The 13,072-nt window shown below is 64.5% G+C and carries 13 protein-coding genes; 7 read left to right on the forward strand and 6 right to left on the reverse strand.

The features are described from left to right. The first annotated feature begins 108 nt into the window (after positions 1-108). Positions 109-360: a hypothetical protein gene (locus tag BLW32_RS27205; protein WP_133298647.1), complete on the forward strand. Its 252-nt coding sequence runs from the start codon at positions 109-111 to the stop codon at positions 358-360. Here the strand turns inward: BLW32_RS27205 and istB are convergent. Both istB and istA read right to left on the reverse strand, forming a co-directional pair. After that, the gene (istB, locus tag BLW32_RS17545) at positions 357-1,184 is read right to left on the reverse strand and encodes an IS21-like element helper ATPase IstB (RefSeq protein WP_068526535.1); all 828 of its coding nucleotides are present in this window, start codon (positions 1,182-1,184) and stop codon (positions 357-359) included. The two genes, BLW32_RS27205 and istB, sit on opposite strands and share 4 nt — an antisense overlap. Further along, positions 1,181-2,938 (reverse strand): IS21 family transposase, encoded by a 1,758-nt coding sequence (gene istA, locus BLW32_RS17550; RefSeq protein WP_231703188.1) that lies wholly within the window; start codon positions 2,936-2,938, stop codon positions 1,181-1,183. Before istA ends, istB begins: the two co-directional genes overlap by 4 nt. 176 nt (positions 2,939-3,114) lie before the next feature. On the opposite strand from istA, the gene BLW32_RS17555 reads away from it, so the two are divergent. The 3 genes from BLW32_RS17555 (at position 3,115) to BLW32_RS17565 (ending at position 5,799) form a co-directional block, all read left to right on the forward strand. After that, positions 3,115-3,891, forward strand: coding sequence for a DUF7373 family lipoprotein (locus BLW32_RS17555; protein ID WP_437441753.1), 777 nt, complete (start codon positions 3,115-3,117; stop codon positions 3,889-3,891). A 182-nt stretch (positions 3,892-4,073) separates the two neighbouring features. After that, positions 4,074-5,255, forward strand: a complete 1,182-nt coding sequence (locus tag BLW32_RS17560; protein WP_139286243.1) for a DUF7373 family lipoprotein — start codon at positions 4,074-4,076, stop codon at positions 5,253-5,255. 79 nt (positions 5,256-5,334) lie between these two features. Continuing rightward, entirely contained in the window at positions 5,335-5,799 is a 465-nt protein-coding gene (locus tag BLW32_RS17565) for a sigma factor-like helix-turn-helix DNA-binding protein (protein ID WP_068738911.1), read from the forward strand. A gap of 136 nt (positions 5,800-5,935) precedes the next feature. On the opposite strand, the gene BLW32_RS27785 is transcribed toward BLW32_RS17565, so the two are convergent. The 4 genes from BLW32_RS27785 to BLW32_RS17590 form a co-directional block, all read right to left on the reverse strand. Beyond that, entirely contained in the window at positions 5,936-6,571 is a 636-nt protein-coding gene (locus BLW32_RS27785; RefSeq protein ID WP_156486365.1) for a hypothetical protein, read from the reverse strand. 285 nt (positions 6,572-6,856) lie between these two features. Continuing rightward, positions 6,857-7,189 carry a hypothetical protein gene (locus BLW32_RS17580; protein ID WP_139286246.1) on the reverse strand — a complete coding sequence of 111 codons (333 nt, stop codon included), beginning with the start codon at positions 7,187-7,189 and terminating at the stop codon, positions 6,857-6,859. Then, positions 7,186-8,010, reverse strand: coding sequence for a DUF2637 domain-containing protein (locus tag BLW32_RS17585; RefSeq protein ID WP_068738915.1), 825 nt, complete (start codon positions 8,008-8,010; stop codon positions 7,186-7,188). Before BLW32_RS17585 ends, BLW32_RS17580 begins: the two co-directional genes overlap by 4 nt. Beyond that, positions 8,007-8,303 carry a hypothetical protein gene (locus tag BLW32_RS17590; protein WP_068738916.1) on the reverse strand — a complete coding sequence of 99 codons (297 nt, stop codon included), beginning with the start codon at positions 8,301-8,303 and terminating at the stop codon, positions 8,007-8,009. Before BLW32_RS17590 ends, BLW32_RS17585 begins: the two co-directional genes overlap by 4 nt. Positions 8,304-8,540: 237 nt before the next feature. Here BLW32_RS17590 and BLW32_RS27210 point away from each other — a divergent pair, with 237 nt between their 5' ends. From BLW32_RS27210 to BLW32_RS17605, 3 genes are all read left to right on the forward strand, one after another. Further along, entirely contained in the window at positions 8,541-9,803 is a 1,263-nt protein-coding gene (locus tag BLW32_RS27210) for a DUF7373 family lipoprotein (protein WP_139286248.1), read from the forward strand. Positions 9,804-10,017: 214 nt separating this feature from the next. Continuing rightward, positions 10,018-12,132 (forward strand): hypothetical protein, encoded by a 2,115-nt coding sequence (locus BLW32_RS17600; RefSeq protein ID WP_068738918.1) that lies wholly within the window; start codon positions 10,018-10,020, stop codon positions 12,130-12,132. Between the two features lie 49 nt (positions 12,133-12,181). Next, complete coding sequence (locus tag BLW32_RS17605) at positions 12,182-13,030, forward strand: hypothetical protein (RefSeq protein WP_068738919.1); 849 nt, start codon at positions 12,182-12,184, stop codon at positions 13,028-13,030. Positions 13,031-13,072 lie beyond the last annotated feature (42 nt).

The raw sequence follows: 13,072 nt of genomic DNA on the forward strand, positions 1-13,072 counted from the left end.
CATGGACACAAGGAGCATCGCCTGGCTATGTCAAGTTGATCTGGCCCCGGTAGGGCGGTTTCATTCGGCCCCACCTGAGTGGGGCCCTGAGCCGCTAGAGTCCGGGGTGTGGATGGGCGGCCGCGGGTGCGCAGTGTGGTTGCGCCGACTGGTTGGGATCGCGAGTCGGTGCGTGCGTATGCCGAGTTCGTGATCGCGCGTGATGATCAGCTCGGTGATCAGGTATCGGTCCGGGTGAAGATTAAAGACGGGGAGCCACTGCCGAACCTGACGACCCGGTGGACCGTGGTTTATGTCACTCACCAGAACCGGGCCTTGCGCCGGCATCTGTCGGTAGTCAAGGACGAACGCCGCGCTTAGCCCGCGGTAGCTGCTGCTTCGGTGTGAGCCAGGCGGTAGCTGTGAGTGCCGGTTTCGATGATGGTGCCGCGGTAGGTGAGCCGGTCGACGATCGCGGCGCAGAGTCGTGGGTCGGTGAAGGTGTCTGTCCAGCCGGAGAAGGACTGGTTGGAAGCGATCGCGACGCTGTTCTTCTCTTCGCGTTCGGTGAGGACTTGGAAGAGCAGTTCGGCGCCGCGGCGATCGAGTTCCATGTAGCCGAGCTCGTCGATGATGAGCAGGTCAACGCGGCCGTAGCGGTTGATGGTCTTCGCGAGCTGCTTCTCGTCAGCGGCCTCGACCAGCTCGTTCACTAGTTTGGTGGCGAGGGTGTAGCGGACTCTAAAGCCTTGCTCGGCGGCAGCGGTTCCCAATCCGATCAGCAGATGGGATTTGCCGGTTCCGGAGTCGCCGATGAGGCAGAGCGGCAGTCCGTGGCGGATCCAGTCGCCGGTGGCGAGCTGGTGGATGGTGGCGGGTTCGATGTCGGGGTTGGCGTCGAAGTCGAAGTCCGCCAGCCACTTCTCCCGCGGGAACCCCGCGGCTTTGACGCGGCGAACAGTGGAGCGGCGGTCCCGGTCGTCGACTTCGGCGAGCAGGAGTTCGGCGAGGAACCCCTGGTAGGACAATTGCTGCTTGGCGGCGGCGGTGAGGTGCTGGTCGATCATCGACCGCACTGTCGGCAGGCGTAGGCGCCGGCAGGCCTGGTCAACGGCGGCGAGGGCGGCTTCTTCGGTGAGGCCGCCCCGGCGGCGCAACGACGGGGCCAGCGCATTCGTCTGGTTCTTATTGGCGGTTGCGGTCATAGCCGGGTGGGCCTTTCAATCGGTGGTGGGTCCAGCGACTCAATCGGTGGTGGGTCCAGCGACGCAGGTAGCGCGTCGGAGGCAGTGCGTCGCCGGTGCTGCGGGAGCAGGCGGTCGTAGGCCGTAACGCTGGGCAGCGGTCGCCGGTCGGGTGGCAGGCCGGCGATCACCGCCGCGGGGTCTGCGAGCCGTCGTTGGGTGAGGCTGACAACTCGTTGCTCGCGTCGTTCGGCATGGCGATCGAGATGACGGCCAGCGTTGGCCCCACCTGTCTGGTCGGCAGCGACCGAGGCGTGCGCGAGCAGGCGGGCTTCGGCGCGGCGAGCCTCAACGGCGACGACCTCGGCGCTCACCGCCCCGACCCGCAATGCAGCATCGATGCCGGCGATCACCGCCGCGGCGGGCAGGCTGCGGTGCAGCAGCAGGACGTCGATCAGCTCGCTGGTGCCGTCGGTGTCGCCGTTGACTCGTCGGGCGGCGGCCCAGAACGCATCATGGCTGGCGGTGAACACCCCGGCAGCGCGGGCCTGCGCCAACGCCGTTGATCCCGGCAGGGCACCGGGTTTGAACTTGAGCACCTCGAGGTAGTGGTCGAGGTCGATCTTCGCGGTGCCGCGGCCGGCGACCCGTGGATGCCGCGCGACCAGGGTCCGGCCGTCGTAGACCAGCAGCTGGGAGGCTTGTAGTGAGACGCGGACTCGGCGGCCGATCAGGTGCGCCGGCACCGAATACTTCACCATCCGAACGGTGATCATCGCCGACCGATCGACCCGTGGTGTGAGGATCAGGCCCGGGTCGAAATCCTCCACCGGCAGCGGCGCGAGCGCTGCTCGGTCGTGCTCGTAGTCCTGGCCGATGGTGCGCAGTCGTCCGTCGATCCGGCGGCCCTCGTCGCGGTCCTCCCAGGCTTTGATCTGCTCGTTGAGCTCATCGAGGGACTCGACCTGCGGCATTGGGGTCAGCCGGTTGCGGCGGAACCATCCGACCTCGCCTTCAACGCCGCCCTTCTCGTGCGCCCCGGCGATGCCGGGCTGGCAGTAGAACGGATCGAATCCGTAGTGCGAGTGAAACAACGTCCACCGCGGGTTCTCCTGTCGCCGCCGGTCTCCGCCCTGCAGGACCGCGACCACCGCCGAGGTGAGATTGTCGTAGCGGATATGCCGGGTCGGGACCCCGCCGAGCTCGCGGAACGCCTCGACGTGCCCTTCGAGGAACGCTTCCTGCCCGCCGGTCGGATAGACCCGGTGAATGGCCTTGCCCGAGTGCGAGAGCCGGTAGACGAACATGTGGCACTTGGTCTTCACCCCGCCCAGGATCACCCAGACCTCGCCGAAGTCGACCTCCGCCTCCGCGCCCGGGGCGTGGTCCTGGGCGATGAACACCTCCGTCCGGCGGCCGGCCTCCACCTCGATCTGCGCCCGCCGGACCCGCACGTAGTCCCGCACCGTCGAATACGACAACTCGACCGCATCGTGCTCGATCGCCAGGCGTTCCCGGATCCGCGTCGCGGTGTGCCGCTGCTTACGCGGAGCATCCAGATCCGACCGCAACATCTCATCAATCGCCGCCTTGAACCGGTCCAACCGCGGCGACGACCGCTCCGGCGTCTTCCGCGGCGGCGGCTCCGCCGATGACAACGCCTGCCGCACCGTCCTCCGGTGCACGCCATGCTTGCGAGCCAACGCCCGGATACTCATGCCCTCGACCCGGGCGTCCCGCCGGATCTGCGCGAACAGCTCCACCTTCGATCCCATCATTGGCCACCACCTGCTTCGGCTCGGAAACGATGTTCACGAGCAACCATCAGGTGGGGCCAGATCAAACCGTCGCAACACCACCGGCGAGTCGCAAACGGGGCCAGGTCTAGCCGTCGAGCCGGGGCCTCTTCAAGCTGTCATAGCCAATCGCCTCCAAGACCACCGATGAAGGCCTGGCGATCTACGTGATCCGCATGACCGACGAGGCGGCTGCCAAGGTCGCAGTCTCCGACTTCCGAACGGAAGGAAAGGCAACCGAGGCTATACCCGACCGGGCAGACCTCGCAGTACGGAAGATGCCGCCGAACGACACGTTCAAGTACACCCGGTTCACGGCACTCACGTCCGTCGGTCCCCACTTGATCATCGCGTCACCCTGGGGGACGGACGAGAACAAGGCCCGCAGCCTCATCGCCAAGACCGTCGACGCTCAGCGTGACCTACTCGCAGGGTTCACTTCCCCAGGGTCCAGTGACCTGGCAGGCCTGCCTCTCGACAAGGACGGGATCGTCAGCCTCACGGTCGTCCCAGACCAAGGGGAGGCCGGATTCTTCGACGCCGTCTACGGGTTCCACGAGCAACGCACGAGCCGGCACAGGGACGACAACCCGATCACCGCTGGCAAGATCTTCGCCGACACCGGGATGGATCTCGTCGGACACGGAAAGAACACCGTGTACCGCACGCGAGACTATGCAGCAGCGCAGCAGTTCATCGACCGTGTCGCGAGCGAATGGCTGGACAAGCTGCCCTCAGCACGCTCATTCGCAGTCGAGGGACTGCCTACCGCCAAATGCCGCAGCCACACGCTATGGGTCGGCTCCGACACCCCTCGCTACACCTGCTATATCGCAGTCGGCCGATACATTTCGGCGTTCACCGACAACCAAGCCGCACGAGTCCGCCAGGTGACCTCCGCGGCATACCTCATCTTGAAGGACGCGAAGTAGCCCACTGCGGGGCCCGGATAACGCTGGACACGAACGAGATTGACCGCCTCTCCACGCGCTTCTCGGCAGTCCCCACGCCCCGCGGACAAGACCCACCCGCCATTGGCGCGGCCAAGCCAGAGACAACCGTCCTTCAAGCGACAGTCGAGAATGTGCACCAACGGCGACAACGAGGAGCAAAGATGACACGGCGGGTACTCATCGCGATCGGCCTGGCGCTGTCGGTGGCGCTTGCAGGCTGCTCGGCCGGCGTCCCTGGTACGCCAGTCGCTGACCCTAGCGCGGGGGTGAGACTCGATACCGGCAACTTCCCGACGACGCCGCGCGTTGTTGGCCCCAGACGTGCCGACGACGCGCGTGTGCAAGGAAGCAACGCGCTCTTGGACTACCTGGTGTCCCCTGCCGAGTTAGACGCTCGGTTCGATGAAGGTGCGTACGTTCCGATCCCGGTGTTGCCGGACGCCGCGATGATGCCGCTGTCACTCGGGACCCGGATGATGAGCGCCTTCTGGGGGCACGTCGGTGCCGTCAACACCGCCCAGAAGATCAAGGGTGAGAGCGCGACGACGCTTGAGCAGCAGATGAACACAGTCGTCGTACGGTTCGCGAATCCGGCGGCAGCTGCGGCGGCGCTGGACACTCTGCGCTCACGATTCGCTTCGGCCACCGGTGCGGGGGCACCGCTGGTGAAGTATCCGGCGGCGTTCGAGGGTGGCACGCCGGAGAAGATCGGTGGATCGCCGATGTTCTGGGTGCAGCACAAGGAGTACCTGGCGGGAGCCGGGTTCGTCAACGTTCAGAATCGCGAGACCGTTGAGCGCCTTGCGACCGCGTACTTCGACCAACAACTCCCCCGACTTGACCAGGTCCCGTTCTCCGCGAACGCGACCGCCAACTACCCCGATGCGGATCGTGACGGGATCATGCGACGGACGCGGTTGGCGAACGCCAACCCGAACGGGGTGTACTACTCCACCGGCTGGATGACATCCCATGCCTGGGCGATGGCGACATCGGGAAGCTGGAAGCAGAAGACCGACCTGTACCGACGAGCCGGGATCGACCTGGTCGGGCACAGCGCGAACACGATCTTTCGCGCCACTGAGCCCGAAGGGGCGCAACTGTTCAAGCGCCTCGACCAAGAGGCACCCAAGTTGGCGGGTGAGCGCGAGGAGGCGGCAGCGCCTGGGGTGCCCGGCTCGTGGTGCATTTCGGCACTCACCGACGCGAACGGTGCGGAGCGCCGCTACTACGCGTGCTCGGTAGTCGACGGGCGATACATCGCGGTCGATGACGCCTCGACGTTGGCTGCCGCACAGCAGGGCGTCGCTGCCTCCTACCTCGTCCTCAAAGCCACCAAGTGATCCGGCGACGGGGACTGATACTTGATCAGCCTGGCGTTCGCGGCAGTGCTGACCGGTTCGTCGCGGGCATACTCGTCATATGACCGCGGAGCAGGAGCAGGCTCTGCGCGATGCCGGGTCGTTCGTCGAGTCGATGCCGCTCGTGATGGAGCGCGCCTCTACGAAGACGGTCCTCATCTACCTCGACATCGTCCGAACCAGCCTCACCACGAAGGAAGCAGGGGACCGTCTAGGTGTCTCGGAGGGTCGCATTCGCCAGCGAGCGGGAGATCGCACCCTGTTCTCGATCAGTCACAACCACCGCAGGCTATTCCCCGCGTTCCAGTTCACGGAGGACGGCGAACTCCCGGGGTGGGCCCACGTAGCCCCGCACATCCCCGAGGGAACCCAGGCCGTTGCCGCTGTTCGCTTCATGACGTGGAAGCACGTGGACCTGCATCTGCATGGCGATCCGATGTCTCCGGTCGAGTGGCTGAGTACCGGACGGTCGCCGTCCGAGCTGGCGGACCTTGTCGACGACACCTTCGCTCCGGTGGACATGTAGGCCTGGCGCACGGCAGAGCCGTCGCGACCTCCAGGTTCCGCGCCTACCGCCAGTGCCATCACCCGAAGCCTGATCACATCCAGCCAAGGCAGCCCGTGTGGGAGTATGGCCAGCTCGCCCCCTCTCGAGCTACCAATCAGTACGAAACTCCCTTCTGCCTCATTTGGTCATTGGTCGGCACTGCTGTCTTCCCCACGAGATCGCGTGTCGTCTCTCGATAGCCACGGATCAAGACAACGAAGCCATTGAGTCGATCCTTGTACGCCTGGTCCATTTCAGGGAACTCCTGCCGGTCCGAGTTGCGCCCCTGAAAGGACCCGAAATACTTGATGAACTCCTCGCGGTGGCCGTTGATAGACCGCTCAAGCGACTTAGCCTCGGCTTGAAGGTTCTTTGGAATAACTAGGTGGATTCTGGTTATCGCGAGCGTGGTTATGCGGCTCCGCTCGTGAAGAAGAGCCTCACACTCTTCGTAAACCCTCCTGGATTCGGCGGCGTTTCCGCGCGGCAGAATCTCCAGCTTAGCCCTGACCTGCCCCATGATTCGCAGCTCGTCGCTAATTCCCCCCACCAGTTCGACCGCAGCGTCGGTAACTTGATCTTCATGATGGTTCCGAATGTTGTCTCTAGCTATCTGCTTGGTTGCTTCCCGATTCTGTTCTGCTACCGCCTGCGAAGAGCGAATACTACGACCAGAAGTGACAAGGCTGACAACCAACGCAAAGAGCGCGACGGCGGTGGATAGAAGTTGCGTCCAGGTAAGTGTTTGCATCACAGGATTGAAGCATGCGTCGCGCGCCGAGCGCGATCGAGCCGTGTCAACGCCTGCGCTGATCCACGTTCAGCTGCTTCCTGCCTTCGCCTCCTGCGATTGTCCTCAAGTAGAAGACTGCAAGCTGCTGCTCCCACCCGTCCACGATGTCGTCGAGTCCAACGATCCGAGCCTCCTCGGGCAAGACAGCGGCAAGGTGGTGCGCGGCAGCCGCATGGGTCTCATCAACCTTCCGTGCGGCCACAGCGTCCGCTCGGATCACCCGCCAGCTTCGAGCGCCACCCGTCATACGGACACCTGCCGGTACCACTTCTCGAACTTCAGAACGAACTCCGGGAAGCTACGAAACGCGCCTGCCGCCAGATCTCGGGCCAACTTCTCGTGCTGGTACTCATCGATGCGTTCGCGAACCCAGTCTTGGTCTACCACTGCCCCGATGGCTGCTTCGCGTAGCGCGATGCGGAGCTCGGCGGCGTCACGCAGAAGCTCGGCTTCGTCATCGTCGGCGAGCACAAACCACAGATCGTTCGCGGTACGGCTTCGTGCCGAGCAGGCGGCCAGATAGCGGCGCGCGGATTCGAGGGCTTCGACCGCGTCCTGTCTTGATCGAAAGTTCACGCGGCCACCTCTTCCCGGAGCTTCTCGATGGTCCTAACGGTCCCCTGGGCGACCCCGGCGGCGAGCCCTGCGGCCTTCTGCCCCTTGCCATCGGCTCGCGCGGCGAGAACCGCGGTGATCACATTGATCGGCTGGTTGGTGCGCCCAGTCGCAGCGATCAACTCGGCCAGCGCCCAGTGATCACCGCGGGGATCAGTTCGATCATCAGGCTGATCAGCGCCGGGCTCTACCAGGCACACGGGAACTTCGGAGTGGGGCTCGATGATCACCGGGTCCAGCTCGCCGGCCCGCGGCTGATCACCCTCGTGACCTGCTCCGATCAGCGGCAGATCAACCGTCTGATCAACAATGATCGACTCGGTGATCGGGTGACCAGGCCCGGTAGTCACCTGATGATCATCGATCAGTTGGTGAGCGGCAGGCTGGATAGTCTCCGCCTCGATGCGACCCAGGACCACGAGTGCCAGCGCGGTCGTAGCCAGCCCACCATCGAGCATCAAGGGGATCAGGGCGGCGTCGAGTGGCCCGTACCCGTAGCTCTCCGCGAGGTCTCGCACCGCCGCGAACGAGACACGCGCAGCCCCGATGGCGATCAGCGCGACGGTCACGAGGATCGCCCAGTACGTGACACCGCTGGTGCGGATCCGACCCCACAAGCCGACCAGGTGGGTGAAGGCGAGGAGGGCAATCGGCGCGGCGACTGCCATGATCCGCGGCCCGATCCCCGGGTGCGCGTGGGCCACGTTCGCCGCTACCGACGCGGCGGTGCCGACGATCAGGAGCGCCCAGAGGTATCGGCGGACTGTGCTCGTGTGCGTCATACCGCCGTCGCCTTCAACCGCGATGTGTGCCGCATCGCGTCGTGGACGCTGTCTGAGACCGTTGCGAGTGCGCCGCCGACAGCGAGGAATGCCCTCTGGGCTGTCGCAATGCAGTCGGCGGCCGCAAGCTCGGACCCGAGATCGTCGACGCCTAGTTGGCCCGGATCTAGGGCTGCGTACGCGTGACGGATGTCTTTGAGCTGATGCCGCGCAGTGGCGACTGCGTCGAGGAGCTGCACGACGTGCGTATGCAACTCGGCGGGGTCGACGGTGTCAGTGATGCTTGTTCGCATCTATGTCAGGGTACTCGCGGACAGGATGAAACATGTTGAGCCAGTTGAATGTCAACTTCGGCCGACCTGCGCCACGGCGTCTCTGGTCCACCGCCACATCGATATGTCACGGCGCCCTTCAGCAGCACGTTACGGGCTTGCTTCAGGGTGTGCTTGCAGCCTGCAGGCAAGCAAGCACGCCCCAATCCAAGCGACGGTTAGCCGAAACATAAGGAGAAACCGTGTATGAACTAGTTCATGGAACGGGGAGGGCGGGGCCTGCTGTCGGTGCTGGTCGCACTTACGCTGGGCGCTGCGGCGTGCTCAAGTGAGGTTGCCGGGACGCCAGTAACGGATGAGTCGTCGAAGCTCAGCGGTCTCGATACTGGCAACTACGCGACTCAGCCGCGCACAGACGTCACAACGGCGGCCAAACCTCGTGATGCCTGGTATCAGGTCGGGCTTACCATCGGCGATCGGGTTGTGAATCCTCGTGAAGTCGCGGGCGACCTCAGCTTGGGCGTGAAGCCGGGCGGGTCGATGTCGGTGATCGTTCCCAATGACTTCTTCGCCGGTGCAACGACGGTGTTCCGCCCGCAGCAACAAGCAGCTCTGAACAGCGTGCCCCTTCAAGCGGGATTCGTCGCGGCGCTGGGCGGGCGTAGTACCGCCGGCACATCTGGATCCGGACTGGACAGAGTTGTACGGACGGCCATCGTCCGATACGCGGATGAGGCGACCGCACGAAAAGCCTTAGACGCTCTCGTCGCCGCGAGCGGATTCGGAACGTCTCCTCAACGCCCTCCTGTAGCCGATGCGCGATACGTCGTGGCAGGCAACTTTTCGACAGGGCAATCACAGGTCACCAGCGTTGCGCCCGTCGGCAACTTGCTGGCCATCGGCTCGGCGACCGTCAAAGGAGAAGATGCCGCGTTCGCGTTGGCAGACAAGGCGCTGGCACTCCAAGTTGCGAAAGCCCGAACCCTGGAGCAGCCACCCAATCCGTCGACCACCGACGGCATACCGTCCGTGAGGATGGACGTCGCTGGAGTGATGCGGCGGACGATCAAGGCACAGGGGCCCGCGTTGTATCCGTTGCACGACACGACACCCGGGTTCGGTCTATACACCGGGTACAGGACTCCCTACGTCCAAGGGCTGCTGGACGGAAACGCCGAGGCGATCGAGAACAGATTCGGAATCGACTGGATCGGCGCCACACCGGTCGGGGCGGTCTCGCGTTTCCCGGACTCTGCGCGCGCCGAGCAGTGGTTCCAGTTCCAATCCGGTCAAGGTGGCGCGATCGAAGATGTGCCTGGTGTCCCCGCCACATCGGCGGCGTGCTGGAAGGCTCAGCGGTACACCGACCAAGGCAGCGGAGGCCAAGCAGAGCTCGCGGACTACACGCGATGCGCGGTCAAGGTCGGTAAGTACGGGAGTTCGGTCACTGCGGCGACCGCCGCTCAAGCGAAGCAGGCTGCGGCCGCCTCGTACTCGATCATGGTGCGCGCCGGCGACTGACTGGTGAAGCTGTTCGCGAAAGAATGTCCTGGTCAGGCTGCATGTTTGCTGGCAAGCAAGCATGCTGGCCTGCTGTCATGCCAGCCTGACAGCAGCCATACAAGCAAGCCGATAGTCCGCCTCTAATCTGTTGATCACTTTGCGCGCCACAGTCGTTCGATGTCAGGGACTCGACGTAGCGTGCACTCAAAGTCGTCAATGATGGAGGTGCAGAATGACTGCAGCGATCGGCAAGGTGGCCACCAAGCTCGGCCCCAAGGTCGCGCCCGCCCTGAAGGGGTTCATGAAGAGTGGGAAGCTCGCGCGGGTCGCGCGGATCGCTCCGTTCGTCGGTGCGGGGTTCGCCGTCCAGGATATCGCTGAAGGTCATTACACCAAGGGGGCCCTCGGCCTTGTCGGACTCGTCCCTGGTCCGATCGGCTGGGCCGCCACCGCCGCGTACACAGTCTGGAGCCTCACCGACGACGGCGACGCAACGGGAGGCAACCGGGTCGATGAGTGGGCACCGCCTGACGGCACCACCACGTTCATCCTGCCGGGGGCAGCGAAGGACATCAACCATGTTGCGGATCTCGACCGGGTATTGACCGACCTGAACAAGAACAAGATCTTCGGCATGACCGACGGTCCCCAGGGACAGATTTGGACTCAGAACCCGCTTCCCGCGACTCGTATCGACCCTGACGAGGTCAAGACCGCGATCGCCAACTACTGCAAGACGATCGCTGCGGCATCGGCGGAGATCCGAGACGTCCTCCAGAACTCTGATGAACCGAAGATTCGCGAATCCGCACCCCCGCTGCTGAGACATCTTGCGGTGCTCGATCGCGTTCCCAACGAAGCCGGCGAGGTAATGGTCAAAGAGTTGGCCACGTGCTCGGACGCCGCGGATAAAGCATACAAGCAGATCATTGAGATGAATCGGGCCGCGCGCATCCAACTGTCCAAAGACGGCTCGTTGACCGACAATTCGTCTCAGATCATCACGGTCATGAAGGGTGTCGAGGCCACACTCGACCGGGCCGAGCAGCGGATGGCCGACGTGATGAATGAGGCCCCGCTGTCGGCTGCCGCCTTCAAGGACGGTACGACGACGCAGGTCCGGGCACACGACCGGCCTGGCATGCACAAGCCGCAGCCTGTGAACGGGGCCATGCCGGCTATGCCCACGATGCAGCAGACCGAGACGCCGGAGAAGAAGAGCACCGACGATCTCGCGAACGCGCTCAAGGGTCTGCAGAACACGGCGAAGCAGGCGACTCCGAACACGCCGTCCATGCCCAACCTGTCGACTCCGCAGATGCCGAACCTCGGCGGATCGAACCCGCTCGGCAACCAGGGCCAGAACCCGCTGGCGAACCTCGGCGACAAGCTGAACGAGAAGAAGCCCGAGGAGAAGAAGGACGAGCCGATCAAGAAGCGGGAGGAGCCGAAGAAGCCGGACCTGTCGGGCCTGAACAACAAGGTCAAGCCCGTCGAGCAGAAGCCCGAGGAGAAGAAGCCGGAGGCTGCTCCGGCCGCGGTCGCTCCCGCAGCGACGGTCCCTGGCGAGAACAAGAAGCCCGAGGAGGAGAACAAGACCCCCAAGCCCGGCGCTCCCAAGCCGAACACCACGGTCGACATGAAGGGCACGAAGGTCGAGTTCCCGAACGAGCGCGTCGCCCGCATGGCGGACCTGCTCGGCAAGGCCGACGCCGAGCACCCGCTCACGCTGACCGACGCGGCAGCCGAGGCCGGACTCAAGCCGCCGGTCGCGGGCCAGGATCCGGGCGAGCAGATCGCGCCGACCAAGGCCAAGCCCGGCGACCTGCTGGTGGCCGGGGACCGTCAGTTCCTGTTCCTCGGCGACGACAAGTTCTACACCGACGACTACAAGGTCGTCTCCGGATCCGAGGTTCCCGAGCTCGGCGACAAGGGCGGCTGGTTCCACCTGCCCGATGACCCGAACGCCGCGGCCACCGACAAGGGCGGCGACCAGGGCGGTCAGGGAGGCCAGAACGGCGGCGGTCAGCACGATGGTGCGGTCTCCGGCCCCGCTGAGGGTGGCACGAAGGTCGAGAACCCCGCTGCGGGTACCGACCCCAAGCCGACCCCGGGAACGGGCGATCACGGCGGCTCCGGCCAGGGCGGTAGCGGGAGCGGTTCGGGAACACCGATGCCCGGTTCGCCCTCCGGCGGTTCGAAGCCCGGCGTGACCTCCAGCGGCGAGCCGAACGCGCCCGTGCAGGGAGGTAGCGGGCCCGGCGGCACCAGCGGGACCAACACCGGCAACGGACAGGGAGGGACGTCCTCCGGCTCGAAGCCGCTCGACTCCGCGGGGATTCTGTAGGTGGACCGTAAGCCGATCGATCAGGAGGCTTCTGCATACGCTCAGTTCCATGACTCTGTTTCCCATGGGAGCCTTCGCTGTCGTCCTCATCGTCTCGGTTATCCTCGCCGGCCTCGCGTGGAGGAAGTTTCGGGATGATCGTGGATCCCTGATCTCCTCGCTCGCCGCCACACTGGCAGGCGGTGTCATCGCGAGTCTGGTCGGCTACTACGGAGCGTCCGCCTCGGTCACCCAGTCCAAGGAGAACTACACCCGGCAACAGACCGTCGACGCTCATCTTGCGTTCATCGATGCTGCACAGTCCCTGCAGCTACTGCTCAACAACAACGTCCCCGTTCAACTCGGCCCGAACCCTCTCTGGAATCCGGACTCTGCTCTACCGGGCGAGAAGTTCGTGCCAGGTACGCTGCGCCTCGACGACCAGGCTGTGCGCGACCTCTCGACGCGCGGTAGGGATCTAAGCGTTGCGTACCAAAAAGTCACCGTCTTCCCTGCTCGTGACGGAGAAACGCAGCAACTGGCATTCGAGCTGAAGTCCTACCTGGAGAGAACGTCGACTCTCCTGTTCCAGCTGGATTCAACCGCCCGGGTGGCGCTCACGACCAAGTCGGTGCTGTACGAAGAAGAGTTCCGGCGTTTGTGGGGGATGCTCAGCTCCCGATATGGGTTCGTTGGAAGGTGCCACGTCGACGATAACGCTGCGTGCCGTGCCGACCTGCTGGAAAAGCAGCCCGCGATGAGTCGAAAGTTCATGGACCGGCTACCGATGACCTACCTCCGCTGGACATTCGATGCGACATCGCAGACGCCAGCAGAGAAGTCGCTGGTCGAAAGCCGCTCGCCCAGTACTTTGATCGACGATCTGGCGAAGCGGATCCGCGAAGAAGCGTCTCGTTAGACCCGGGACGAGGCGTCGCGTCACGTTCCTGCATCGTCAGCA

The organism is Tsukamurella tyrosinosolvens (genome assembly GCF_900104775.1).
GTDB classification, from domain to species: Bacteria; Actinomycetota; Actinomycetes; order Mycobacteriales; family Mycobacteriaceae; genus Tsukamurella; species Tsukamurella tyrosinosolvens.